A 25,588-nucleotide genomic window follows, 5' to 3' on the forward strand; every position below is an offset into this window, starting at 1 on the left:
ATAGGCGTCATCAATTTAGGTGTCGTCAGGACAGGCTCAAAAATTTGCCGATTATGCCGGTCAGCCCGGAAAAGTTCTGCCACGGGTGTCTAAGTCGTGGCAATCGTGGCCGGAAAGATATAATAAAGATGGAAGTTGGCCCAGGGCAGCATCGCCCTGCGAGGCACCTTCCGATCGATTCCCGGACGGATCGATCCTAATCTTGCTGATGCTCGGTTTTCTACTCGGAGGTGTCCCATGCGAACTCATCTCTCCCTGTTCGCCCTGTCGTTCTGCACAATCGCTTTGGTAGGCTGCACGAGAATCGAGACGCCCGATCTGGAGAGCGTCCCTGGAAATCGGATCGCGTCCGATGCGCGCACGTCGCGCGTCGTTTCGCTGCAACTTGGCGAACAGCCGGGTGCCTTTCAGGTGGAAGATGTCACGGGACCAGCCGCTGGTGAACACCTTTGCTATCGCTGCAAATATGCTGGCAAGCCGACCGTCGTGATCTTCACTCGCGAAGTGAACGATTCCGTCACGAGCCTGGTCCAGCAGATCGACCAAAAAGTGGGCGAGAACGCCGATAAGAAACTAGCCGCATTCATGGTGGTGATCGGCGATCAATCGGAAGCCGTGAAAGAAGACCTCCACCGCGTGCAAACCTCGCAGCATATCAAGAACACGCCGCTCACCATTTTTGATGGTGCGGAAGGCCCAGCCGGCTATGGCCTTGCTCCATCGACCCAAGTCCAGGTCATGATGTGGAACAACGATGGCCTGAAGGTGAACGAAGCCGTCTCGCCTCAGCTCTCGCCTGAGAAGATCTCGGAACTGGTCGCTCAGACCAAGACCATCCTGAATTAAGATTCCGAATTGTTTGTTCTCTTTTCGGTCGCCGGCACGAAGGTGGCGTTCGTATAGTACAGCCATGAACGCCACCGCTACATTGCCCAGCCCCGAACAGATGTACCAGGCCATCGTCGACCGCGACGTCGAGATGGAAGGAATCTTTATTGTCGCTGTGAAAACGACCGGCATCTTCTGCCGGCCTGGCTGCAAAGCGAAGACCCCCAACCGCGAAAACGTCGAGTTCTTCGCTTCCACCGACGAAGCCCTGGCTGCCGGTTACCGCCCCTGTAAACGATGTCGCCCGCTGGAACGCGCTGGCAGCGTTCCCGTGTGGCTTACTCCGCTCTTCGAGCAAATGGAATCGGCTCCGAGTCGCCGTTGGACGAATGCCGATTTGCAATCGCTTGGGCTCTCGCCGATTCGCGTTCGGCGTTGGTTCCAGGAACATTACCGCATGACATTTCATGCGTACCTGCGAACTCGGCGCATTGGTCTGGCGGTCGATGGCCTGCAGTCAGGAGACGATGTTTTGTCGGTTGCCCTCGATCATGGCTTTCAGTCGCTCAGTGGTTTTCGCGAAAGCCTTCGCAAGTGGACCGGCCACACGCCGACCGATGCCAAGCACAAAGATCCCATCCTGGTCGAGCGCGTTCTGACCCCGCTCGGACCGATGCTGGCTGCCGGCAACGACGCCGGGCTGTGCTTGCTGGAATTCGTCGATCGCAAGATGCTGCCCAAGCAGTTCGAGCGGATCAGCAAGCTCTTTTCCCAGCCGATCTTGCCAGGCTCGCATCCGGTACTGGCCGAGACGGCCCGGCAATTGGAAGAGTACTTTCAAGGCAAGCGAAAGACGTTCGACTTGCCGCTGCGGATGGATGGCACGCCGTTTCAATCGGCCGTCTGGCAACAGTTGCGCGAGATCCCTTTTGGCGAGACACGCAGCTATCAGCAGCTTGCCGTCAAGGTTGGCAAACCGACCGCCTCCCGTGCGGTCGGTCGCACCAACGGAGATAATCGTCTGGCGATTGTCGTCCCATGCCATCGCGTGGTTCGCAGCGATGGTCACCTGTGTGGTTACGCCGGTGGCCTATGGCGGAAGAAGCGACTTCTGCAGCTGGAACAAGCCACTTCTTCCGCCGGCCAATTAGCTTTGCCACTCGATATCGACGAGTAAAACCTCGTTATCAAACCACCGCAGGTTCGGCAGCAGCTTCGGCCGGAATGTCATCCGTATACTCCCGAACCGAAATTGGCTGCCGAACGCCCTGCGATCGCTCGAAGTTTTGTAGACGGCGAATGATCGATTCGTTCACCCACTGTCCTTTGGTCACCAGAATACTGCCGTCGACCGTCTGCACGTCTTGCTCGAACACCATCCCGAACTTCAGTTCCGGAATCTTTAACGATCGAGTCACGTACCCTTCGCCCACGATCTCTTTGAGTGTCTTGGTGATGGTCGGCTCGTACCAGGCTTTCCGATCATTCAAGATCACGCCCATCGCATCGGCCACCGACGACGCCGATAAGAGTGCGTCGTAATCGACGAGCACCTTCAACACCTTCGCACCGATCGGCACTTCTTCGACGTCTCCCCCCTCCCCTTTCTTCGGCTGGTCGAGCCGCACATTCTGCATTTCGATTAACTTGGCCACGCCTTGCAGACGAGGGATCTTGCGCACCAACCCTGCTCCGACTTGCGGATGCGCGTCGATCATCTTCTGTTCATCCTCGGTCAGTTTCTCCGCGGCGTACCACCTCTCCAGCGTTGCCTGGGGGACAGAGACGCAGCCAATCTTCGAGAGCATGGCGGCGACCTCCACCTCCCAGGCATTCGCGATGGAGAGCTTCGCGCACATCTGGCGTGTCAGGTTACGTATCCGGGTCGAGCTTCCAAACGCCGTCGGATTGACCAGCGAAAGAACCTCGGTCATCAAGCTAACGCTTCCACCAAGCGTCTTCGACAATAAGTTGTGTTCGGCCCGCACCAGTTGATAGTGCCGCAGGCCGGCGTCCAATGCTTTGGCCAGCACTTCTGGTTCGCACGGCTTGTTGAGGAAGCGAAAGATGCGTCCTTCGTTCACAGCGACCACCGCCGTCTTTTGATCGGCGTTGCCGGTCAGCATGATGCGGACCGTATCGGGATGCAGCTTGGCGGCATGGGCCAAAACCTGAACGCCACTGACGTCTGGCATTTGCATGTCCGAGACCACCACCGCATACGCTTCGTCTTGATCGAGCCGCTCGATGGCCTGGGTGCCGTTCTCGGCAACCTCGACATCGAACAGCTTTCGTAGATGACGTCGATATCCGTTTAAGATATTCGGCTCGTCATCCACCAGCAAAATACGTTTGCTCATTACCAGGTTCCTTGCGATGCGTTAGTGTGTGGACCTTGATGCCAGTACAATGGACACGATTCGTAATGGGGCGTCGCTTCTTCACTTTCCGCCGCTTTCCGTTCCTCGTGAACCTTCTGGAACAGCTGCTCCAACGAATTCCGGCGGCGCAGGACGTTTGCCACATGAACGGCCGTCACCGGGCGGAATTCGTCGAAGTCTTCATAACTACTGTGGGAACGGAAGTCGGCGACTGCTTCACAAATGGGCTCGGGGAGACCCCACAAACTCAGCAGATAACTACCGACTTCCGCATGACTGGTACCAAAGACCTGCATCTCGGCATGCCATAGACTCATTGTCCCGTTCTGAGCCAGTCGAACTGCTTCCTGATAGGCTGCCGGCATTGCGCTGGCCAGCACGATCTTGCCGATGTCGTGCAGCATGCCAGCCAGCCACGCATCGTTGATGGTCTGCTTGTTGCTGGTTTCCAACTCGGCGACCATCCGGGCACACGCCGCCACTTCCACCGAATGCCGGTTGATCTCTTCCAACGAAAAGCCTTCGATCCGCGAGAAGTCGACCGGCTGGAAGATACCGACCTTCAACACCAACTCACCCAGCAGTTCGCTTCCCAGCAGTGCAGCGGCTTGCTGTGGCGAGCCAACCCGTTGAGGCTGTCCGAAAAACGAACTGCTGACCAACTGCAAGATCTTGGCGGTCATGCCGATATCGGTGGCAATGATCTTGCCGAGGCGTTCGAGCGAAGGCGATGGCGATTCCAGTTCGGCCACCAGCTGGTCGAATGTTGCCTGCTGGCACGGTGCCGAGTCTAACTGCGAGACGACCCGTTTCAGCGCCGCGTTCGGCAAGCGATCGCGGAGAATGCTCGACTGCGAAACGACGGTTGTTAGACGATTGGCATCGCATGGCTTCGTCAGGTAAACGTGCGTTGGCCCCATCGCGCGGAGGATTCGCTCCGGTTCGGACTGCCCCGACAGAACAATCCGCACGATGGAAGGCCAACGCTCCCGAGCTCGCCGCAGGAGTTCTGCCCCATCAATGCCTGGCATCCGCATATCGGTCACCACCACATCAAAAGGCTTCTCCTCCAGCAACTTGATTGCCTCCATGCCACCGCTGGCGAATTCCATCTCCCATTCGTCGCGGTGTCCGTGCAGCATCCTTCTCAGGCCTGAAAGCACGTTGGCCTGATCATCAACAAACAAAATCTTTGTCATCACACTTCTCCTGCATGTTCCGTCGAACCAAGCGTCGTTGCAGGCAAACCGCCTCGTTGCCTGGGGGCCAACGGCGCTCGATTCCACGATAAAAGCTGCTGCCCTGGTGCCGCTCGACAACGTCGATCTGGCACCGATCACTTCCCCGCGCTCATCATGCGCTGACCAAGGGACCTACCCAATCGTCCCACAGGCATACGTGAAGTGCGGCGGAAGAAGATTCCGCATCGGCAAAGCGAATTGGCAGTGGCAGCGTACTCATGCCGGGACTCCACAGGCCAACGGCAAGCGAACCGAGAAAGTCGTTCCCTTGCCGATCTCGGAAGTGAAATCGATTTCGCCACCATGCTTTTCAACCACCACCGAATACGTGATGGCCAGCCCCTGGCCGGTTCCCTTGCCGACCGGTTTGGTGGTGAAGAAAGGATCGAAGATCCGACGTCGAATCGAATCAGGAATCCCATTGCCCGTATCGCGAACGAAGATCTCAGCGAAGTTATCCAAACGCCGTGTGCCGACGGTGATCGTTCCGCGTTCGGTCAACTCGCTGCCGAGCTTGTCGCCAATCGCGTGCGCCGCGTTGACGATCAAGTTCAGCAGCACCTGGTTCAACTCACCTGGCATGCAGGGAACGTCTTCCAGCGATTGATCGAAGTCGGTTTCCACCTCTGCGACGTATTTCCACTCGTTCCGGGCGACCGAGATTGTGGTCTCGATCGACTCGGACAGATTGACCATCGTTTTCGTTTCGCCGCCGGGGTGCGAGAAGTCTTTCATCGCGCGGACGATCTTTGCGACCTGTTCGACTCCGCTCAGCGACTGATCGATGGCCTGCGGAATCTCTTCCCGCAGATAGTCGACATCGGCCTGCTTCATCGCTTGTTCCACCTTCGCCAGCGCATCCGCATCGACACTGCCTGCTTTGACCGACTGCAGGAACTGGTCGAACACTTCCAGCACGTCGCCGATGTCCTCGAACGAGTCCTTTAAGAAGCGGATGTTGTCCCCCACGTACTGCGTGGGGGTGTTGATCTCGTGCGCGATGCCCGCGGCAAGCTGCCCGACCGACTCCAGCTTTTGCGATTGGGCCAGTTCCATCTGCAAGTTGATCATCCGCTGACCGACGCGAATCCGAGCCAGCAGCTCCGCTTCGCGAAATGGCTTGCAGACGTGATCGCTGGCACCTGCCTGGAATGCCCGGAGGATATCGTCTGGCGAATCCTTCGAGGTCAGCAAGATCGCATAGACCCAGTTGGCGACATGCGATTCGTGCAGTCGCTGGCAGATTTCGATCCCGCTCAGCCCAGGCATCATCCAATCGAGCACCGCCAGACGCGACTCGCCGCGGGAAATCGCATCCCAGGCCTGCAGTCCATCGGCGCAGGCGATGACCTCGTACCCAGCTTCTTCCAGCGTGTCTTGCAGCATGGCACGCACCAGCGCGCTATCGTCGGCAATCAGCACTTGCATCGAGGTACACCAGGTAAAGGGAAAGCGGAGAAGAATGGAAAACGAGATCACCTATCCGGGCCGCGCGTGTCTAACTTTCGATGAAACGCGGCTTGTGATGGTGCGACCATCAAGTTCACGGCGATACGTGTGGCAGCCAACAAGTTGAGCCAAGACCGAGCGTTTTAGGGGACGAGATGCACGCCGATCGGTTGCACAAAAACAGCTTGGCGCGTCGAACGCCTGCGCGACTTGTGCGATGTTCGAGTTGTCGAGAATGGATGGCGTTGGCCATTTTCAATCCTCATTTCATCCTGCAATCAAAACCGCCCCACTAAAAGGGCCCTAATGGCAAGCCTGTGATATAAACCGACTCGGTGAGTGCTGATACGATGGGGAACGGGTCATCTTGCATGAAACCACATCGTTCCTGCCCGTTGCTGGTCAGGACGCTCGGGTCGTATCGATCGTACGGGGCAACCTTTGCCATCGGAGCCCGGAACAACCTTCCCGGGCGGACCTCTGTCACGCTACGGCGGCGTACGTTTCCCACACATGTGGCTGGTGCCACTAGACCCTTTGCTTCGGTTTGCTTCCAATGGAAAGCATGAAACGCTCGACACGAACCAGCTCCGGACCCTCGACTCCTTCCTTGCGTGGCCTCGTGGGTGATGGCACCCATCTTGGACTGATGGATTACCTACGGAAGATTCTGAACGCCCAGGTCTACGAGATTGCTCACGAAACGGCGCTCGACCGGGCCTTGAAGCTCTCGAAGCGATTGAAGAACGACATCTGGCTGAAACGCGAAGACAGCCAACAGGTCTTCAGTTTCAAACTGCGTGGGGCCTATAACAAAATGGCCCAGCTTGAACCGGAACAACTTCAGCGCGGGGTCATTTGTGCTTCGGCTGGCAATCATGCCCAAGGGGTTGCCCTGGCCGCCAAGCACCTGGGATGCCAGGCCACCATCGTCATGCCGAAGACGACTCCCAAGCTGAAGATCGATGCCGTCAAAGCTTTGGACGGGAATGTCGTTCTGTTTGGCGAAAGCTACACCGATTCGTACCAGCATGCGATCGAGCTGAGCACAAGCAACGACATGGCATTCGTTCATCCATTCGACGATCCAGACGTGATCGCCGGACAAGGAACGATCGCGGTTGAAATTCTGCGACAACACCAGAAGCCGATCCATGCCATCTTTGTCGCGATTGGTGGCGGTGGGATGATCTCAGGCGTCGCGGCTTACATCAAAGCAGTTCGACCGGAGATCAAAGTCATCGGCGTTCAGATGAACGACTCGGACGCGATGATTCGCAGCGTCGAAAAAGGTGAACGCGTTCAGCTGACAGACGTCGGTTTGTTCGCCGATGGCACCGCGGTAAAGCAGGTCGGCGAAGAGACCTTCCGTGTGACCAAGGCCCTGGTCGATGACTACGTCGTGGTTGACACCGACGCCGTGTGTGCTGCGATCAAAGATGTGTTTGAAGACACCCGGAGTATTCTCGAACCGGCCGGAGCGTTGAGTGTCGCCGGCTTGAAACAGTATGCGGCCCGCCACGGTCTGCAGGACGAAACGCTCATTGCGATCACCTGCGGCGCGAACATGAACTTCGATCGCCTCCGGTTCGTTGCCGAGCGTGCCGAAGTGGGTGAAGAACGCGAAGCCTTGTTCGCCGTGACGATCCCGGAAGAACGCGGAAGCTTCAAGCGGCTTTGCGAAGTGATCGGTCCCCGTGCTGTGACCGAGTTCAACTATCGCATCTCCGACTCGAACGTCGCTCATGTGTTCGTCGGTCTGGCCGTTAGCAGCCGAGACGAAGCACTGCGAACCGCCGAACAGCTTCGCTCGCACGGGTTCGATACGCTCGACCTGACCGACGACGAGCTTTCGAAGCTGCACCTGCGGCACCTTGTGGGTGGGCACAGTAAACAAGCTTCCAGCGAGCAACTCTTTCGCTTCGTCTTTCCAGAGCGGCCAGGAGCGCTGATGCGGTTTCTTTCGGCGATGCCGATCGACTGGAATATCAGCTTGTTCCACTATAGAAACCAAGGTGCCGACTACGGACGGATCTTGATCGGGCTGCAAATCCCCAGCGACGCGACGACCGCCTTCCAAGACTTTATCGACAGCGTGGCATATCCATACGTCGACGAAACCGAGAACCCGGTCTATCGATTGTTCCTCGGTTGAACCTACGGCTCGGCGTTGTACTCGCCTCGCTTGTCATGCGCCGGCAGATGTTCTTCCAGCTTGAAGTGAGGTCGCTCGTGGCTATTGATATACGCCGCGAGATCGGCGGCCTCTTGCACGCTGAGTGACGGATCGCCGAGCGGCATGCCCACCTTCAGCCACGATGTCAGCTTGTCGTTTCGACTGAGCCCGGCTCCGTCGTTGTACGACTGCGGCCCCCAAACGGGAGGCCCGTCGGCGGTCCCTTCTCCCGCTTGACCATGGCAATCAAGGCATTGGGCTTTGTACAGAAGTTTGCCACGCTCGGTGCTGGTTTCGATCTCGCTTAAATCGACCGGCGGAACATGCTTCGGCCCCAGTGGCTTCTTGGGATTCATTTCGATCTGCGTTCCGCTCGAAAGCCAGGTGATGTATGCGGTGATCGCCACCGAGACCTGGCTTCCATTCGGAGGCCGCACGCCGTTCTGGCTGCGCATGAAGCAGTTCAGAACTCGATCTTCCAGCGTGATGACACGCTTCTCCCGTGGCGACCAGGCTGGGTACGCCGAGGCCGTCCCGATGAAACTACCGGCTTGAGGATCTTGGCCATCCTCTAAATGGCACGAGGTGCAGCTGAGTTGGTTGCCAACGTATGGCTTCGAAAGCGGATGGTCTTTGGTCTCGTGAACGAGCAGCTGTCCTAGGCGGACGACTTCCCCCAGCGGCCCGGCCGGGAAGTCGTCGGGCACCGAAAGTGGCTCGGCGGCAAAGAGCGAACCGTGACTTGCAAGCGCGATCGAGACGAGGACGAAGAAATATTTAGGCAGGCGATACATTGGCAGGTTCCATTCCATAAGTCAGAGCGAGCCTGTCGGGACAGGCACTTCTATTATCGCTATTCGGTGGCATGACAACCGTGAAGTTTCTTACGTAGCTTCTCGAAATTGAAGCAACTTCGGACCCTATTGGCCAACTGAGTTCCCTTAGCGTCATTCGACTCATGCTGAGGGATCTTGTCCCGTGCGACCGGATCAGCCCCCTACCTTCTAATACACCGGAACGATCTACGGTTTTCCCCAGGCTGAAATTTAGAAATTCATCCTTGAGCACATCATAAAATTGATATAAAAACCCGATATTAATGACACTCACCTTTCTCTCTCGAATCTTTCTCTTCTTCTTTATTTAAGAGACCCTTTCCATGTCTCGTCTGCATCGCTCGGGTTTCACCCTGGTGGAACTGTTGGTCGTGATTGCCATCATCGGCGTATTGATTGCGTTGCTTCTGCCGGCGGTTCAGCAGGCCCGCGAAGCGGCCCGGCGGATGAGCTGCACCAACCAACTGAAGCAGCTGGGCCTGGCGTTGCACAATCACCATGACACGTATGGCCAATTCCCTGCCGGAAGCCGCTTCACCCCGGAGATCGATTTCTCGACTTCCAACTGGTGTTCGACCGGCGGCGTCGATGGCCCTCGCGAACCATGGACCGTGGCGATCCTGCCGTTCCTGGAACAGACCACACTGTACGACCGATTCGATCTCAACGGCAAGTTCACGGCGACCAGCAACGTGCCGGGCGTGACCGCCAACAACAACATGTTCAAGCTGAGCAATAAGGCTTATCAGTGCCCATCGAACCCTGCCAGCAATGGCGACTGGAACTCGATCAGCTATTACGGTGTGCAAGGGGGTGGCCCGGCCTTGGAAGAATCGTGCTCGACCTCTTCAGGTCAGCGCGTCTTTTATCGCAACGGTGTGATGCACCTCAACTCGAAGAATGGGTTCCGCGACCTGACCGATGGTTCGTCGAACATTTTCATGGTGGGCGAAACGCGTTACTGCCTCACGCCAGCTGGCCGTGCCGACGGCTACCACAACGGCTGGGCCTCGTCGACGAAGCTCGACGCCTGGGGTACACCGCTGGTTCTGGCTGCGGCTCGCGAACAGATCAACTCGGACCCACGCGACGGGATGAAGACCGACACGCTCAACGTGATGACCAAGCTGTTCGGCAGCTTTCACCCAGGCGGATGCGAGTTCCTGATGGGAGATGGCTCGGTTCACTTCATCCCTGAAACGATCGACCTGGCCACCTACCAGACGCTGGCGAAGATCAGCGACGGTGCTCCGGCTTCCGGGATTGGGGGATTGTAAATGATTCGCTCGGCATTGATGCACATGCGAAATCGTCTTCTGTCAGGCAGCCTGGTTCTGGCTTGCCTGACCTTGGCAGGCTGCGGCGCCGGCGATACGTCGGTTCACTTGACCGGCAAAGTGACCTATCAAGGGAAACCGGTCCCGACCGGAACGATCACCTTCTCGCCCGACACCACCCAAGGCAACGCCGGACATGGCAGCAAGGCGATCATCCACGACGGTACCTACACCACTCGCGAAAGCTTCGGCCTGGTCGGCGGTCCGCATGTCGTCCGAATCGAAGGCTTCGACGGCGTCGCGGTGGGTGACAACCTGGATGGCAACCTGCTGTTCAAGCCGTTCGAGGAAAGCTTTGACCTGCCAAAGTCGTCCGGCGAATTCGATTTCGACGTGCCAGCCCAACGAAAGAAATCTCGCTAAAGCCGACGATAGCAGTTCGCTCGACAAGTTCTCTGCCAGGTTTTCTACGACCTGAAGGCCTTGGTTTAACCGCCGGCAAGACTTTGTATTAGGAAATGAAGTGCAAGCTGTCGTGGCAGCTGCGGCGGCAATCCGTGGGGGGTGATCTGTGGTCCACCCTTTAACCTGAGCGGCTTCCCTGATACGCTGAAATGCTTTCCTTGCCAATTGGGTTTCCTCCGGGATCTACGTCCGGGGGCTGTTTTCGAACGAGTTCTATGCATTGGTCTCGGGTTCGTGGGTGGATGGCGCCGGCTCAAAACTGGCTGGCCGTGCATTTGAAGCGCGGTACCATTCCTGCGCAACCACTGACCATCTTTCTGGCTGGCCTGGTCGGTGTGATGGCCGGCTATAGCTCGATCTTCATGACCTTTCTGATCGGCTGGATCCAGGACTACTCGATCCTTCCGTGTATGCAGTTGGCCGAAACCCACTGGCTGGGATTGATCGGTCTGGTGCTTTGCCCGGTGGTCGGTCTGGTGATTGTCTCTTGGTATACCCGAAAGTACTACCCGGAAGCGGTCGGTCACGGCGTGCCGGAAGTGATCAAAGCGATCGCCCGACGCGACGGGGTCATTCGACCGCCGGTGGCAATCGTCAAATTGCTGGCCAGCGCCCTCTGTATTGGTACCGGCAGTTCGATCGGCCGCGAAGGTCCAATCGTTCAGATTGGTGCCGCATTCGGTAGCTCGGCCGGACAATTGTTTCAGCTTTCTGCCCGCAGCATGAAAGTGCTCGCCGCCGCAGGGGCGGCGGCCGGTATCTCGGCCACGTTCCATGCTCCGATCGCAGGGGTGATCTTCGCCAGTGAAATCATTCTGGGCAACTTCGCCGTCGAAAGCCTTTCCCCGATCGTGATTGCCGCCGTGCTGGCGAATGTCGTCCAGCAGAACCATGGCGCGACAGGGGAGCACACGCCCGAGTTCCCTCACATCGACCATCAGTTCGACGGCGCCTATTACGAACTTCCGTCGTACATTGTGCTCGGGGTGGTTTGTGGCCTGATGGCGGTCGGCTTCACCAAGCTGCTGTATTACTTCGAAGACCAGTCGGAATATTGGATCCCCAAACATTGGGTCCGCGCGATCGCGTGCGGTCTGCTACTAGGGATCATCGGAACCGGCTACTACATGATCTACCCGATCGCTCCGGAACAGTCGGTAGCCGCCCAGCAAGATCCTGACCGCAGACACCCGATCCCGGTGCTGTATGGAACTGGTTACGCAGCGATCAGCCATACGTTGCACCTGGAAAACGCTCAGAAGCTGACCGATGCCGACATGACAGCTGAAGATCAGCATCACGAGAATATTCGCCTCTCTCGCCACCAAATGTGGCAGAACCTGATCTGGCTGCTGCCGCTGGTGATTGTGAAGCCGTTCCTTACGAGTGCCTGTCTGGCTGGTGGTGGCTCTGGCGGTATCTTCGCGCCTAGTTTGTTCATTGGGGCGACCACGGGCGCGGTGATCGGGCTGTTCTTGAACCTCTTCGCGCCGCAGTGGTGCGACCACCCAGGGGCATATGCGCTGGTGGGGATGGGGGCTGTCGTCGCGGGCACCACGCATGGAACCTTGAGCGCGATTGTCGTGGTGTATGAGCTGACCGACGACTATCGCATTATCCTACCGATCATGGCGGCGGCCGGGATCTCGAGCTTGATTGCACGCTGGATCGATCCGGAAAGTATCTACGAAAAGAAGCTTTCTCGACGCGGCGAATCGATCGCCCGCAGCCACGACCTGCACCATATCGAGAACATCGCCGTTCGCGAGGTGATGGTCCGCAAATTCCCCACGGTGCAGTACACCGACAACCTGATGCAGATCATCAAGATCGCCCGCGAGAACCCTCATATCGAGAGTCTGCCGGTGATGAATGAAGATGGCAGCCTGCACGGGATCATCCGTCCAGAAGACCTGCACCGGGTGCTCGACACCGATATCTCTCCGTACCTGGTCAATGCGCACGACATTGCCATGATCTCGCCAATCGCCGTTTCTCCGGACGAGAACCTGCTGGAAGCGCTGCGCGACTTCGGTTCGCGCGACGTCGGCACCTTGCCGGTCGAAATCACGACCGGTGGCAAACGCGTTCTGATCGGCTTGCTGGTCCGCGCGGACGTGATGGCTCGATATCGCGAAGAACTGCTGAAACACTAAACGCGTCTCTGACAGCCCCGATTTTTTCGACCTCGCGTCTAGCTGTTTTAGGTAGTTCAATCGCTACGATCGATACCACTATGGCTCGGTCTGGCCATATTCGCTCTGCTTATTAAGCAACTGGTCGTTCTGTGAAGTAACTTTGCCAAAGGGACTGCGTCGGTAGACGGCACCCCCTCAAAGTAACGAACTTCGAGCAAACATTGATTCACGCCGTGACCAACGAGCGTGGGGGCCAATCGATGATGGAATTCGACCAGATTGAAATTGCGATTGTTGCGGAAGCGATGCCTTCGATGAAAATCGTCGAGTTGCTCTCGTCGTGCGGCGTTTCGCAAGAGCATATTACCTTGGTCCGGCCCGATGCCTGGCCCGAGTTGATTCGCAATCGATTTGCCTTGTGTGTTTGGCGCGTCGCCAACCGCTACGGCGAGCCTTCGTTTCTGCCAGATCTGAAACGCACGCCCGAGTTCTTGGGCAACTGCTTGAACGTACGAATCGAAGACGAACCTCATATCGGCGCTTCACCCTATGTGTTGCGTTGGGACGAACTCGATTCGTCAGACCTTCGTGTCAAGATGCGTCAACTAATCGAAGAAGCACGCATACGACAGAACTTTCGTATGCACGAGCAGTGGTACCGATTGGCGGTGGCCGAAGCAAATGTCGGCCTTTGGTGGTGGGATCGCCACCTCAACTTCATCTACTTGTCGGAGCACTTCCAGCAGATGCTGGGGCTGACGCACGAACAGCTTCCGGCCAACGTAGAACAATGGCTGGAGTTCGTACATCCAGAAGACCGCGACACGCTGTACGGCACCATCGATATTCACTTCGATGAAGACGCCGGCCGATTTCAAGTGGAATGCCGATTAAAGCATGCCGATGGTGTTTATCACTGGTATAACCTCAGCGGGCAACTCCGATCGGATGATCGCAGCCGCTCGATGATTCTTGGTTCGGCAGTCGATATCACGCAGCGCAAAGAAGTAGAAATCGAACTGGCCCAGGCCCACAAGCAAGCCCAAGCCGCCATCATCGCCAAGAACGAATTCTTGACGAATATGAGCCACAATATTCGGACCCCATTGAATGCAATTCTGGGGCACGCCGACCTGATTCGCGACCTCACCAGCAGTTCGGACACCAACGATTCGGTCGACGCGATTTGCCGCAACAGCCAAGAGCTGATGAAACTGCTGGACGACATTCTGGAACTGTCTTGCATTGAAACCGTCCACCCAGCAGCCAAGCTCGAGAAGACCTCGATTCAAGAGCTGGTGCAATGTGGTGTGGAAGTGTTCCGCCCGAAAGCGACCGAGCACGGCTTGAAGCTGGCAGTCAACCTCTACCCCGATACACCGGACTATCTGTTCGTCGACTTCACACGCACGCGTCAAATCCTTTCGCGGCTGATCGACAACGCGATTAAATTCACGCAGGAAGGAGAAGTGGGTGTTGATATCAGTTTCCATCGCTACCCAACACCCACCCTCGAATTGATCATTCGCGATACGGGCGCCGGGATTCCGGCGGCACGGCTGGAATCAATCTTCGAGCCGTTCAGTCAGGCCGATAATTCCCCTTCCCGCAGCCATGCCGGATCGGGCCTTGGACTTTCGATTAGTCGCCGCCTGGTACATATCCTGGGTGGTTCGCTTGATATTGAAAGCGAAGTCGGCAACGGCACTTCGGTCCTGGTTCGTATTCCGGTCGAGGTTCCTAGCGAGTCCATTTTGCCTGTCCGTCAGCCAACATCCGAATCCAAGACGCCCGAGCTCCCGAGTCTGGATGGCTACCGCGTGCTTCTCGTCGAAGATGGTCGCGACAATCAGGTCGTCATCTCGACCTTCCTCCGCAAGGGTGGTGCTGAAGTCACCTTGGCCGAGAACGGTCAGGAAGCGGTCGACTGGGTCCGCAGCCATCGCCAGGAAGCCATTGCCGCGGGCCTCGAAGCCGACAGCAGTGTCGACCTCGTGCTGATGGACATGCAGATGCCGGTTCTCGATGGCTACGCTGCCACGCGTCTGCTGCGGCAAGAAGAGTTCACGAAGCCCGTCATCGCGTTGACGGCCCATGCCCTGAAAGGGGATCGCGAGCGCTGCCTGGAAGCTGGCTGCGACGACTATTTCACCAAGCCGATCAAACGAGCTGCCTTGCTTGAAATCGTGAAGCGATTCGGCGAACTCTCGCGTCAAGCGACCACCTCGACCTGCCAATAAACCCAACCGTTGCCAGGCCGGGCCTCACCTGCGAGAATCGAACAAGTCTCGCCCTTCCCTGATTCTTGAGGTTTGCCCATGCTCCGCGCCGCCGCGATGCTTTGCCTGTTTGCCCTTCCTGTTGCCACGCTTTCCGCGGAAGAGAAGCCTGCCCCGGCTGCAGCCAAGGTGCAAAAGCTGTTCGATGGCAAGACGCTCAAAGGATGGAAGGTCAACGACGAAGGCTTCTACGAAGACCACGGCGAGGTAACCGTCAAAGATGGCGCGATCCAGCTCAGCAAAGGGGATCCGGCAACCGGTATCGTCATCGACAGCAAGCCTCCGACGATGAACTACGAGGTTCGTCTGGAAGCGATGCGGGTGAAGGGTTCCGACTTCTTCTGCGGCCTTACCTTCCCCGTCGGGGAAGCCCATCAGACGCTGATCATCGGCGGCTGGGGTGGCGGGGTCACCGGAGTGTCCAACATCGATGGCATGGCGGCCGTCGAAAATGAAACCACCGGCTACACCGAATTCGAGAACAACAAGTGGTACAAGATCCGCGTTCGAGTCGAACCCACCAAGGTGCAAGTCTGGCTCGATGACGAAAAAATCATCTCGTATAACCCGGAAGGCCGTCAACTTGGCATCTGGATCGAGCAAGACACGACCAAGCCGCTCGGCATCGGAACCTGGAACACCGGGGCCGCTCTGAAGAACATCGAGCTTGAAACGCTGTAACCCCTCTGGCTGGCGGCTCGGGCACGTCCGCCGATAAATTGCTATGCACATCCGTACAGTGCGATATAATGCCCGGGATGTCGCTTCAGCTTTTTCATCCTGTTGTTCAGGCCTGGTTTACCAAGCGGTTTGGAAAGCCGACCGACGCGCAAAACGCCGGTTGGCCTTCGATTGCCGAGGGACGCTGCACGCTCATTGCCGCCCCGACCGGCTCGGGTAAAACGCTTGCCGCCTTCATGGTCTGTCTCGATCGGCTCTTCCGACGTTGGCTGGCCGGAAAGCTGCTCGACACCACCTACGTCGTCTATGTCTCGCCGCTGAAAGCCCTCAGTAACGACATCCATCGCAACCTCGATGTTCCGCTAATGGAAATCTGCGAGATGGCCGAGAGCATGGGCATGCTCCCGCCACAAATCCGCACCGCGGTTCGCACCGGTGATACGCCTTCGTCGCAGCGACAAGCGATGACCCGGCGACCTCCGCACATTCTGGTCACCACGCCAGAGTCGCTTTACCTGATGCTCACGGCCGAGCGAAGCCGGAAGACACTGCGGCATGTCGATACGATCATCGTCGACGAAATCCACGCCCTGGCTCGCGACAAGCGAGGGTCTCACCTGACGATCACCATGGAACGGCTCGAAGCCCAATGCATCGAGCCTCCTACACGCATTGGCCTGTCCGCCACGCAGAAGCCGATCGAAGAGATCGCCTGCTTTCTGGTCGGAGCCCAACGCGTCGATGAAGAGGGTGTGCCCGACTGTTCGATTGTCGATGGTGGTCACCGCCGAAAGCTTGACCTGGAAGTCAGCGTTCCCCCTTCTCCGCTCGAAGCGGTTTGCTCCAACGAACAATGGGGCGAAGTCTATGACGATCTGGTCAAACTGATTCAGTCGCATCACAGCACGCTGGTCTTCGTCAATACGCGTCGCATGGCGGAACGCATCGCCCACCGGCTGACCGAAGTCCTCGGCGACGAAGTGATCACCAGTCACCACGGCAGCCTCTCGAAAGAGATTCGCCACTCGGCCGAACAGCGGCTGAAAGAAGGCAAACTGAAAGCGATTGTCGCCACCGCTTCACTCGAGATGGGTATCGACATCGGCTACATCGACCTGGTCGTTCAGATCGGTTCGGCCCGCAGCATTGCCAACTTCCTGCAGCGTGTTGGTCGCTCTGGCCACTCGTTAACCGGCACCCCCAAAGGACGCCTCTTCCCGCTTACCCGCGACGAACTGGTCGAGTGCCTGGCCTTGATGCGTAGCGTCGAACGAGGCATCCTCGATCGCATCGAGATCCCTGTCGCGCCGCTCGATATTCTGGCCCAGCAAATCGTCGCGGAAGTGGCCGCCGAAGAACAAGACGAAGCAGCGTTGTACGAGCTGATCAAGCGCGCGTGGCCTTATCGCGACTTGACATATCAACGCTATCAAGACGTACTCGAGATGGTCAACGAAGGGGTTACCCGTTCGATCAAGACCGGGGCGCACATCCACCGCGATCGCATCAATGGCAAGCTGCGGCCACGTCGCGGAGCACGGATCAGCGCCACGACTTCCGGCGGCGCCATCCCCGAGATGCCGATCTACCGCGTCGTCACCGACCCCGAGAAACAAGTCGTCGGCACGGTCGACGAACACTTTGCCGTCGACAGCAAAGCAGGCGACGTCTTTCTACTCGGCAACACCTCTTGGCGAGTGCTGGCGATTCGCGGTAGCGATGTGATCGTGCAAGACGCCCAAGGCCAGCCGCCGAGCGTTCCCTTTTGGTTTGGCGAATCGCCTGGTCGCACGATCGAGCTTTCCAAGGAAGTCGCCGATCTGCGGGAAGAGATTGCCGAAAAGATCGTCGCCGCCCAGAACGATCCCTCGCGCGAACGCTTCAAACTGCAAGCCCAGGACGGAAGCCTGCTGGAGTCGTCCTTCGATCAAGTCGATGTCGAAATCGTGCGTTGGGTCGAAGGGGAATGCCACGCGACCACGTGGGCCGCGATGCAAGCCGTCCGGTACATTGCCGCCCAGTACGCCGCGATGGGGCTCGTTCCGACACAGAAGCAAATTGTGTTCGAGCGATTCTTCGACGAAGCAGGCAGCATGCAGTTGGTCGTGCACTCGCCGCTGGGAACACGCATCAATCGTGCGTGGGGGCTCGCCTTTCGGAAACGTTTCTGCCGTTCGTTCGACTTCGAACTTCAGGCCAGCGCCGACGACGACGGCATCGTGCTCTCACTCGGTCCGCAGCATAGCTTCCCGCTGGAAGATATGTTCAAGATGCTGAACTCGAACAACGGCCAGGCCTTGCTCGAACAGGCACTCCTGGCGTTTCCGATGTTTCAGATTCGCTGGCGTTGGAACGCGACCCGAGCCTTGGCCATCTTGCGATTCATGGGAGGCAAGAAGGTTCCGCCGCACATGATCCGCTTCCGCTCAGACGACCTGCTGGCGGCTGCCTTTCCCGATCAAGTCGGCTGCCTCGAGAACCATAGCGAAGACATTAAATACCCAGACCATCCGCTCGTTCAGCAGACGCTGCACGACTGCCTGACCGAAGGGATGGACGTCGAACGCTGGAAAGACTTGCTGCGTGCGGTTGAGGCAGGCGAAGTGCAGTTTGTCGCCCGGCAAACGCGCGAACCATCTCCCTTCGCCCACGAGCGAATCAACGCGAACCCTTATTCGTTCCTCGATCCGGCCGGGCTCGAAGACCGCCGCACGCGTGCCGTCACGACACGCCGCACGTTGGCCCCTGGCGAGATGAAAGAACTCGGCCAGCTCTCGCCCGAAGCGATCGCCACGGTGCGCCGCGAGGCCTGGCCGACGGCTCGCGATACGGACGAACTGCACGACGTGCTCAGCTCGATGATCGCTTTGCCTGCTTCCCAAGGTCAGGAATGGCAAAGCTTGTTCGACAAGCTGGTCAAAGCAGGTCGCGCCACCAGTTACGTGCGTGAAGGTCACGAGCCAATCTGGACCGCGACCGAGACGCTTCCAATTCTGACCGCAGCCCTGCCGGGCGGCACTGCGAAGCCGGCAGTAAATGTCCCGGCCAATGTCGCCCAAGAGATGGAGTCGCACGAAGCGTGGGTCGAGCTGGTCCGCAATGTTTGTCCTTACCTCGGTCCGTTTTCGACCGAAGAGCTCGCCCAGTCGTGGGGCCTGAAACACTCGAGCGTCATGGCCGCGTGCGAATCGGTGGAAGCGGAAGGTGTGATCTTGCGAGGTCACTACTCGACCGAAGGTTCGACACACGAAGGCGACTTGCAGTGGTGCGACCGCCGGTTGTTGGCTCGTATTCATCGCTTGACGGTACATGGTCTCCGCCAACAAATTCAGCCGGTCGAACGAGACGTATTCCTTCGTTTCCTGGTACGGCACCAAAACCTGCAACGCGAAACCAAATCGACCGGGGCCCGTGGGCTGAACGCGGTGATGGGTTTGCTGCAAGGCTTTGAAGCGTCGGCCGGCAGTTGGGAACGGAGCCTCATCGCCGGTCGCATGGACGACTACGATCCTGACTGGCTCGACGATCAGTTGACTTCCGGCGAATTGATCTGGGGACGTCTCCGTCCGCCGCAAGGCGACGCCGAAGAAGGCCCCAGCATGGCATCGCTGCGGCGCAGTGTTCCGATGGCGATTGTTCGCCGCGAGAACCTTGGCTGGCTGATCCCGGACGTTCGCCAGGCTGCCGATGCCTTGGCTCGTGGCAACGCTCAAGACGTGCTCGAAGCTCTCAAGGCTCGGGGAGCGTTGTTCCATCAAGACATCCGCATTCTGACCAAGCTACTACCAACGCACCTCGACGAAGCACTGCGGGAACTGGCCGCGCTTGGCCTGGTGACGTGCGATAGCTTTAGCGCCGTGCGAACGATCGTCGACGAGTCTGGCGCGAAGAAGTCTCGCAATCGCCGCAAGAGCAACGCGACAGCCCGGGCCGGACGCTGGTCTTTGTTCCCCGGCATTGTCGAAGAAGTGACCGCGGAAGACTATTTGCATCGCTGGTGCATGCAGTTGGTGGCCCGGTACGGAGTGCTTTTCCGCGACCTGCTTCATCGCGAAACGGCGGCTCCTTCGTGGGCTCAACTGGTACCGATGCTTCGCCGAATGGAACGCCGTGGCGAGCTGCGTGGCGGTCGTTTCGTGAAAAATGCCGGTGGCGAGCAGTACGGCACCGAACAAGCCATCTACGCCCTGCGTAAGCTTCGTGAGGCCGCAGCCGACGATCCTTGGGTCGCGGTCAGCGGCACCGATCCTTTGAACCTGGCTGGAGTTATGTCTGACGACGCCAAGGTTCCAGCGATCCACACGAATGCCTTGATCTGGCAGAACGGCCAACTGGTTGCCTTCAAACGCGGAGGCGAAATCCAGTTCCTGAAGCAGATCGAACCGGCCGAGCAAACCGAGATGACTCGGGCCCTGCACGCCGGTCGTCGCCTTCCGCCACAAACCATCCCGATCGGGTTCCCTCGCCGGCGATCTACCGCCAGCTAGGGGGATTCTGGGTGGATGGTTGCATCGTCGACCTTGGCAAACCACAATGAATCGTCCCTCTCCTTTGCACTTTCACCCCCCAGATAAACTACCGGGAGTTCATCATGCAGCGTCCCCTTGCCCACGCAATTCTGGCTGCCTTGTTCGCAGTCGCCGCTCCGCTGGCTTTGATTGCCGCGGACGACACCAAGACCTATACCACCCAGGACGAAGCTCCAGCCTCGTACCAACTGCAAGGCGAGTACTCCGGTACCGTCAGTACGGATGGCGAGCAGAAGAAGTACGGCGTCCAGGTGATTGCCCTGGGTCACGATAAGTTTCAGGCCGTTGCCTACCCAGGCGGTCTGCCAGGCGATGGTTACGACGGTGGCGACTACGGCGATCTGCTGAAGTCGGAAGGTACCGCCAGCGGTGACAAGGTCGAATTCAAAGGCATGAACTTTGTCGCCACCCTGACCCCCAGCGAAATCAAGATCGTCGGCGAAGATGGCACCGAAGTCGGTACGCTGAAGAAGGTCGTTCGCAAGAGCCCAACCCTGGGCGCCAAGGCTCCAGAAGGCGCCAAGGTTCTGTTCGACGGCTCGAGCGCTGAAGCTTTCGAGAACGGCAAGATCGTTCAAGAAGACCTGCTCCTGGCCGACTGTGCATCGAAGGACAAGTTCGGCGACCACCAGCTGCACCTCGAATTCCGCACGCCATTCAAGCCAGACGCTCGTGGTCAGGCCCGTGGTAACAGCGGTCTGTACGTCCAGAGCCGTTACGAAGTTCAGGTCCTCGATTCGTTCGGCCTGTCGGGCGAAGACAACGAATGTGGCGGTATCTACAAGATCTCGAAGCCACAAGTCAACATGTGCTACCCGCCACTTACCTGGCAGACCTACGACGTTGACTTCACCGCTGCGAAGTACGACGCCGAAGGCAAGAAGACCGAGAACGCCCGCGTAACCATCAAGCACAATGGCGTCGTCATTCACGACAATCTGGAACTGCCCAGCAACACGCCAGGCCGTCACCAGGAAAGCCCTGAAAAGGACGCGATCTACTTGCAGGGTCACGGCAATCCAGTCGTGTACCGCAACATTTGGGTTGTCGAGAAATAGTCGTTTCTCTGACCGAATGCTCTCATCGAGCTTTGGAATTTTCGGCAAGCAGGCGTCTCCTCTCCCGACTGTCTGCTTGCCGATTTTCCATCTCGCCTTTCTCCCTTCCTTTCCTTCCTCGTTGAGCCTGCCATGATTCGCCCCAGCGTCGCTGTCGTTCTGATTGCGTTGTTTGCCTCGTTCGTCGCGGCTGAAGATCCGATCAAGCCAATCCCGCGTCGCTTGCCCGCCCCAAGCAATTTCAAGCTGCCCGAAGAAACTCGGAAGTCGTTGGAAGCTGACCTGGCCAAAGCGGTCGAAGCTTGTGCCAAGGTCGAGGACCACGCCCTGGCTGCCGATGCGACCGTCTATTGCAAGGCGGTTGAATACGCCTTGAAGCACAACGAGTTCTACGGCGAAGGGGACATCAAGAAGGCTCAGGCCTGCTTGATCATGGCCCAGAATCGTGCCGCCAGCCTGGCCGCCGGCAAGACGCCTTGGAAAGATCAATCCGGTTTGCTGGTCCGTGGATATTCCAGCGATGTCGACGGAAGCGTTCAGCCGTATGGGCTGGTCATCCCGAAAGAGCTCGACCTCAGCAAGCCACAGCCGCTATACATTTGGCTGCATGGTCGTGGCGACAAGTCAACCGACCTGCACTTCATCCACGAACGCTCGACCAAGACCGGTCAGATCTCGCCGGAAGACGCGATCGTGCTGCATCCGTTTGGTCGGCAGTGCATCGGCTTCAAGTCGGCTGGCGAAATCGACGTGATGGACGCCATCGAGGCGGTCAAAAAACAATACAAGATCGACGATAAACGAATCGTCCTGATGGGCTTCTCGATGGGGGGTGCTGGCTGCTGGCATATTGGTGCCCACTACGCTGAGAACTTCGTCGCCATGAGCCCTGGTGCCGGCTTTGCGGAAACGGCCCGTTACCAGAACCTGAAGCCTGAGAACTTCCCGCCACAGTACGAGCAAACGCTGTGGAAGCTGTACGACGTTCCGAACTACACGACCAACTTGTTCAATTTGCCCGTCGTTGCTTACAGCGGCGAGAACGACAAGCAGATCCAGGCAGCTCGCGTGATGGAAGAAGCCTTCAAGAAGGAAGGCCAGCAGCTCACGCATTTGATTGGCCCTAAGATGGGTCACAAGTACGCTCCGGAATCGCTGGAACAAATCTTGAAAATGGTGAAGCTGGCTCGGGATGCGGGCCAGGAAGCCTACCCACAAAACGTCAGCCTTCAGACGCCGACGCTGCGTTATGGTTCGATGCACTGGGTCGAACTGCTGGAGTTGAACCGTCATTGGGAAGACAGCCGCGTCGGTGCCTTGTGGAAGTCGGATGACGAGCTGTTCGTAGTAACGCGAAACGTGGCCCGTATGAAGCTCGACGTGGGGGACAAGAAAAAGTTCAACCTCGAAATCGACGGCGACAAACTGCCCGTCGATCTGACGCAAGAATCGGCCGATGCGATCTATCTGACCAAAGGCGAACATTGGAGCGTCAGCACCAAGGACACGCCTGCCAAGCAGTTGATCAAGTCGCCAGGATTGCAGGGTCCGATCGATGACGCGTTCTATGGTCCGTTCCTGGTGGTGCTTCCTTCGGGCAAGTCGTCCAACGCGGCCGTTCAGCGTTGGGTCGATTTCGAGTCGAAGCATCTGGCCGATCGCTGGCAGGCCTTGTTCCGCGGCAAGCTGCGAACGAAGCTCGACAAAGACGTCACCGCCGACGACCTGAAGAAGTACAACATCGTGGCCTGGGGTACGCCAGAAACGAACTCGATTCTGAAGAAGAGCATCGACAAGCTTCCACTGAAGTGGGACGCCCAGGAAGTCGCCATCGGCAAGCATACCGCCGACGCCGCCAACCATGTCCCAGTGATGATCTACCCGAATCCGTTGAATCCGCAGAAGTACCTGGTGATCAACAGTGGTCCTACCTTCCGCGAAGATCACGATCGCACCAACAGCCTGCAGAATCCCAAGCTGCCTGACTGGGCGTTGATCGATATCTCGCAGGACCCGGACGGCTCGGCCCCTGGCAAGGTGTTCGCCGCCGACTTCTTCGACGAAGCCTGGCAACCTTAAGCCGGGCGAAGCGATTGGCGTAGATGGGCCTCGAACTGATCGAGGCCCGGCGTGACGAGGTTCGGCACCTTGGCGGTATCGTCCCAGATCCGCAGTTCGATCGCCGCTTCGTAGTGCGGGTTCGCTTCAAACTCTTGCACCTCGGCATCCGACATCGGTCCCCCTTGCAGCCGCAAACTGACCTGCGAGGGCTCGCTGAGCTGGTCGTGGTACCCTTCTCGGGTCGCACACAGGTAACGCTTCGCAGCGACATGCAGTCGCACCGGCTCGTAGGTCTCGGGACCGAAGTGCGTCTTCAGGAAGTGAAAGCCAACGTTCTCGTGATGATCGTCGATTCCCTGATCAGGGGCGTCGTCGGGCAGATCGTGCAGCAGGTGTCCCACGTCATGCAGCAGCGCGGCGGAAATTAGCTCGGACGAAGCGTTCTGCTCGAGACCCAACGTTGCCGACTGCAGCGCATGTTCAAGCTGTGTGACCGCCTCGAAGCCATACTGCGAGTTGCCTCGCTCTTGAAACAAGATGAGGATCGCGGCCACGATATCCGCGGCGTTTCCATCCAGATACTCTCGAGCCACGCTCACGGCCATTCTCCTTCGGGCAAACCAATGTGGGACTTGCCACCATGGATAAAGCACGCGTGACTATCAGTCAACAGACGTGAATGTCATTGAAAGAAAAGTTAACCGAAGCCGCGTATCGCAGGGCTAGTTCAAGAAGTCCTGGCCTGCGAGTGATTCTTGCTCGGGCGAGGCGACATCCTGGGGCGAATCGTAAGCAGGATCTTCGTCGACAAACGACGCTCCCACTTCGTAGCACGACTTATTCAGTCGTCGGCAACGGATCACGGTGCAAGTCAGCCGCTGGGCCGAGGTCCACAGCGTGACTTGTTCGCCAGGATAGAGTTCGGTGTCGTGAAGAAAACGAATCCCAGTCGACGAAATATCGACCGAGTAACCAACCACGTATTGATGGTTTCGCGGAACGCTTGGCAGCGAAGCGAACGATTCAATCAGCAATTTGCCGGGGCAATAGACGCGAGCCGCACGGCGCATATCATTCGACTGCGACGGCAAGACACCACGACGATGTTCCAGGTCGGCAAACTGGACTGGCAACTGGATCCGGCAACGCAGCCGATCCAACAGCAGCTTCATTTTTTGAGAATATACTGTTTCCAACATCGGTACATCTCTTGATCCAGGCCGTCCGACAAATGTTCGTCCATCATCGAGATTGCCTCGTGCAATGGATAACGTTTGCGGTAGGGCCGATTGCTGATAAGCGAATCGAATACGTTGACGACACTGCACAGGCGTGCCCAAGGATGAATTTCGTCGTCGCACGCGCCGACGGGATAGCCTCGTCCGTGCATCCGTTCATGGTGCTGATAGATCACCATCAACTGGGCGAATGAAATATCGACACGGCGGCAAAGCCGATTGAATCCCAAGGCAGGATGTTTCTGGGCGACGCGTTGTTCGCGACGCTGAAGTCGATCGTTCTTGGAAAGAATGCGATCGCTAACCGAGAGCTTCCCGATGTCGTGCAGAATGCCGGCCGCGGCAACGGCAGACAGTTCCGAGTCTGGCACCAGGTGCATCTTGCGGGCGAGGATCACCATCATGTAGGCAACATTCAGCGAATGCGTCGCCGTCTGAAAGTCGTGGTGCATCAGCGAGATGAGATCCCCTGCGGTCATCTCGTCTTCGCACAGCACACGTACCGCCAGCTGGCCGATCTCGGCACTGGAAGAAACGATCTCGTCGGTGTTATTCACCTCGAACGCCGAAGACAACACTTCGGTCACGATATCGTTCAGTTTACGGAAGCGATCTCGGATGCCGACCGAGTCGTCGCGGACCAATGCGTCCAGCTTGCGACGAATGACCATTTGCATTTCGTCCGGATCGATCTCGGCCGCGTAAAGCCAGTTGATCTGGGTCTCGGCAAGCTTGTTCAAGTCGTCCTGGGTGATCGGAACGTTCGCGGCGCGATACAACTGCAACCGGCCCGTGTTCAGGTCGCGTCGGTATAGATCTACCGCAGGCACCTCGTCAGGCGTCATGAGCGCCATCGGAACCGGCGTATAGCCGTGGCACTGGGTGGCAATGGGTGTAGTTGCAGACATGATTGTTTCTGGCCGAGTTCAGATCCAACACAGGAAAAGTTCG

Annotated in this window: 18 protein-coding genes; 11 read left to right on the forward strand and 7 right to left on the reverse strand. The window is 57.9% G+C overall.

Annotated features, from left to right (window positions below; all coding sequences use genetic code 11):
* The first annotated feature begins 237 nt into the window (after positions 1-237).
* Positions 238-846, forward strand: a complete 609-nt coding sequence (locus ABD890_RS09520) for a hypothetical protein (RefSeq protein ID WP_345088211.1) — start codon at positions 238-240, stop codon at positions 844-846.
* A 64-nt stretch (positions 847-910) separates the two neighbouring features.
* Entirely contained in the window at positions 911-2,005 is a 1,095-nt protein-coding gene (locus ABD890_RS09525) for a bifunctional transcriptional activator/DNA repair enzyme AdaA (protein ID WP_345088213.1), read from the forward strand.
* A gap of 10 nt (positions 2,006-2,015) precedes the next feature.
* On the opposite strand, the gene ABD890_RS09530 is transcribed toward ABD890_RS09525, so the two are convergent.
* The 3 genes from ABD890_RS09530 to ABD890_RS09540 form a co-directional block, all read right to left on the reverse strand.
* Complete coding sequence (locus ABD890_RS09530; RefSeq protein ID WP_345088215.1) at positions 2,016-3,188, reverse strand: HD domain-containing phosphohydrolase; 1,173 nt, start codon at positions 3,186-3,188, stop codon at positions 2,016-2,018.
* Positions 3,188-4,408 (reverse strand): HDOD domain-containing protein, encoded by a 1,221-nt coding sequence (locus tag ABD890_RS09535; RefSeq protein ID WP_345088218.1) that lies wholly within the window; start codon positions 4,406-4,408, stop codon positions 3,188-3,190. The genes ABD890_RS09530 and ABD890_RS09535 overlap by 1 nt, the downstream gene beginning before the upstream one ends.
* Positions 4,409-4,666: 258 nt before the next feature.
* Positions 4,667-5,878: a sensor histidine kinase gene (locus ABD890_RS09540; protein WP_345088220.1), complete on the reverse strand. Its 1,212-nt coding sequence runs from the start codon at positions 5,876-5,878 to the stop codon at positions 4,667-4,669.
* Positions 5,879-6,464: 586 nt separating this feature from the next.
* On the opposite strand from ABD890_RS09540, the gene ilvA reads away from it, so the two are divergent.
* Positions 6,465-8,054 carry a threonine ammonia-lyase, biosynthetic gene (ilvA, locus tag ABD890_RS09545; RefSeq protein ID WP_425548471.1) on the forward strand — a complete coding sequence of 530 codons (1,590 nt, stop codon included), beginning with the start codon at positions 6,465-6,467 and terminating at the stop codon, positions 8,052-8,054.
* Between the two features lie 2 nt (positions 8,055-8,056).
* Here the strand turns inward: ilvA and ABD890_RS09550 are convergent, their stop codons facing one another.
* Positions 8,057-8,869 carry a c-type cytochrome gene (locus tag ABD890_RS09550; protein ID WP_345088222.1) on the reverse strand — a complete coding sequence of 271 codons (813 nt, stop codon included), beginning with the start codon at positions 8,867-8,869 and terminating at the stop codon, positions 8,057-8,059.
* Between the two features lie 365 nt (positions 8,870-9,234).
* Here ABD890_RS09550 and ABD890_RS09555 point away from each other — a divergent pair, with 365 nt between their 5' ends.
* From ABD890_RS09555 to ABD890_RS09590, 8 genes are all read left to right on the forward strand, one after another.
* The gene (locus ABD890_RS09555; protein WP_345088224.1) at positions 9,235-10,188 is read left to right on the forward strand and encodes a DUF1559 family PulG-like putative transporter; all 954 of its coding nucleotides are present in this window, start codon (positions 9,235-9,237) and stop codon (positions 10,186-10,188) included.
* On the forward strand, positions 10,189-10,611 hold the full coding sequence (locus ABD890_RS09560) for a hypothetical protein (protein WP_345088226.1): 423 nt from the start codon (positions 10,189-10,191) through the stop codon (positions 10,609-10,611).
* A gap of 284 nt (positions 10,612-10,895) precedes the next feature.
* On the forward strand, positions 10,896-12,809 hold the full coding sequence (locus ABD890_RS09565) for a chloride channel protein (protein WP_345088228.1): 1,914 nt from the start codon (positions 10,896-10,898) through the stop codon (positions 12,807-12,809).
* Positions 12,810-13,024: 215 nt separating this feature from the next.
* A complete protein-coding gene (locus ABD890_RS09570; protein WP_345088230.1) occupies positions 13,025-15,031 on the forward strand; it encodes a hybrid sensor histidine kinase/response regulator in 2,007 nt (668 codons plus the stop codon).
* A gap of 78 nt (positions 15,032-15,109) precedes the next feature.
* Complete coding sequence (locus ABD890_RS09575; protein WP_345088232.1) at positions 15,110-15,751, forward strand: 3-keto-disaccharide hydrolase; 642 nt, start codon at positions 15,110-15,112, stop codon at positions 15,749-15,751.
* A gap of 77 nt (positions 15,752-15,828) precedes the next feature.
* Entirely contained in the window at positions 15,829-20,238 is a 4,410-nt protein-coding gene (locus tag ABD890_RS09580) for a DEAD/DEAH box helicase (protein WP_345088234.1), read from the forward strand.
* A gap of 104 nt (positions 20,239-20,342) precedes the next feature.
* Positions 20,343-21,338, forward strand: a complete 996-nt coding sequence (locus ABD890_RS09585) for a 3-keto-disaccharide hydrolase (RefSeq protein ID WP_345088236.1) — start codon at positions 20,343-20,345, stop codon at positions 21,336-21,338.
* A 132-nt stretch (positions 21,339-21,470) separates the two neighbouring features.
* On the forward strand, positions 21,471-23,417 hold the full coding sequence (locus tag ABD890_RS09590) for a carboxylesterase family protein (RefSeq protein WP_345088238.1): 1,947 nt from the start codon (positions 21,471-21,473) through the stop codon (positions 23,415-23,417).
* Here ABD890_RS09590 and ABD890_RS09595 read toward each other — a convergent pair.
* The 3 genes from ABD890_RS09595 to ABD890_RS09605 form a co-directional block, all read right to left on the reverse strand.
* Positions 23,414-23,998 carry an HD domain-containing protein gene (locus tag ABD890_RS09595; RefSeq protein WP_345088240.1) on the reverse strand — a complete coding sequence of 195 codons (585 nt, stop codon included), beginning with the start codon at positions 23,996-23,998 and terminating at the stop codon, positions 23,414-23,416. The genes ABD890_RS09590 and ABD890_RS09595 overlap by 4 nt on opposite strands.
* 123 nt (positions 23,999-24,121) lie before the next feature.
* A complete protein-coding gene (locus tag ABD890_RS09600) occupies positions 24,122-24,598 on the reverse strand; it encodes a PilZ domain-containing protein (protein WP_345088241.1) in 477 nt (158 codons plus the stop codon).
* A complete protein-coding gene (locus ABD890_RS09605) occupies positions 24,568-25,545 on the reverse strand; it encodes an HD-GYP domain-containing protein (protein ID WP_345088243.1) in 978 nt (325 codons plus the stop codon). The genes ABD890_RS09600 and ABD890_RS09605 overlap by 31 nt, the downstream gene beginning before the upstream one ends.
* Positions 25,546-25,588 lie beyond the last annotated feature (43 nt).

Origin of the sequence: Bremerella cremea, assembly GCF_039541315.1 — a bacterium.
GTDB classification, from domain to species: Bacteria; Planctomycetota; Planctomycetia; order Pirellulales; family Pirellulaceae; genus Bremerella; species Bremerella cremea.

Bases quoted from the DNA above. Each gene is read 5' to 3' on its own strand.
- ABD890_RS09520 (WP_345088211.1), top strand. From the start codon at position 238: ATGCGAACTCATCTCTCCCTGTTCGCCCTGTCGTTCTGCACAATCGCT.
- ABD890_RS09525 (WP_345088213.1), top strand. From the start codon at position 911: ATGAACGCCACCGCTACATTGCCCAGCCCCGAACAGATGTACCAGGCC.
- ABD890_RS09530 (WP_345088215.1), bottom strand. From the start codon at position 3,188: ATGAGCAAACGTATTTTGCTGGTGGATGACGAGCCGAATATCTTAAAC.
- ABD890_RS09535 (WP_345088218.1), bottom strand. From the start codon at position 4,408: ATGACAAAGATTTTGTTTGTTGATGATCAGGCCAACGTGCTTTCAGGC.
- ABD890_RS09540 (WP_345088220.1), bottom strand. From the start codon at position 5,878: ATGCAAGTGCTGATTGCCGACGATAGCGCGCTGGTGCGTGCCATGCTG.
- ilvA (WP_425548471.1), top strand. From the start codon at position 6,465: ATGAAACGCTCGACACGAACCAGCTCCGGACCCTCGACTCCTTCCTTG.
- ABD890_RS09550 (WP_345088222.1), bottom strand. From the start codon at position 8,869: ATGTATCGCCTGCCTAAATATTTCTTCGTCCTCGTCTCGATCGCGCTT.
- ABD890_RS09555 (WP_345088224.1), top strand. From the start codon at position 9,235: ATGTCTCGTCTGCATCGCTCGGGTTTCACCCTGGTGGAACTGTTGGTC.
- ABD890_RS09560 (WP_345088226.1), top strand. From the start codon at position 10,189: ATGATTCGCTCGGCATTGATGCACATGCGAAATCGTCTTCTGTCAGGC.
- ABD890_RS09565 (WP_345088228.1), top strand. From the start codon at position 10,896: ATGGCGCCGGCTCAAAACTGGCTGGCCGTGCATTTGAAGCGCGGTACC.
- ABD890_RS09575 (WP_345088232.1), top strand. From the start codon at position 15,110: ATGCTCCGCGCCGCCGCGATGCTTTGCCTGTTTGCCCTTCCTGTTGCC.
- ABD890_RS09580 (WP_345088234.1), top strand. From the start codon at position 15,829: ATGTCGCTTCAGCTTTTTCATCCTGTTGTTCAGGCCTGGTTTACCAAG.
- ABD890_RS09585 (WP_345088236.1), top strand. From the start codon at position 20,343: ATGCAGCGTCCCCTTGCCCACGCAATTCTGGCTGCCTTGTTCGCAGTC.
- ABD890_RS09590 (WP_345088238.1), top strand. From the start codon at position 21,471: ATGATTCGCCCCAGCGTCGCTGTCGTTCTGATTGCGTTGTTTGCCTCG.
- ABD890_RS09600 (WP_345088241.1), bottom strand. From the start codon at position 24,598: ATGTTGGAAACAGTATATTCTCAAAAAATGAAGCTGCTGTTGGATCGG.
- ABD890_RS09605 (WP_345088243.1), bottom strand. From the start codon at position 25,545: ATGTCTGCAACTACACCCATTGCCACCCAGTGCCACGGCTATACGCCG.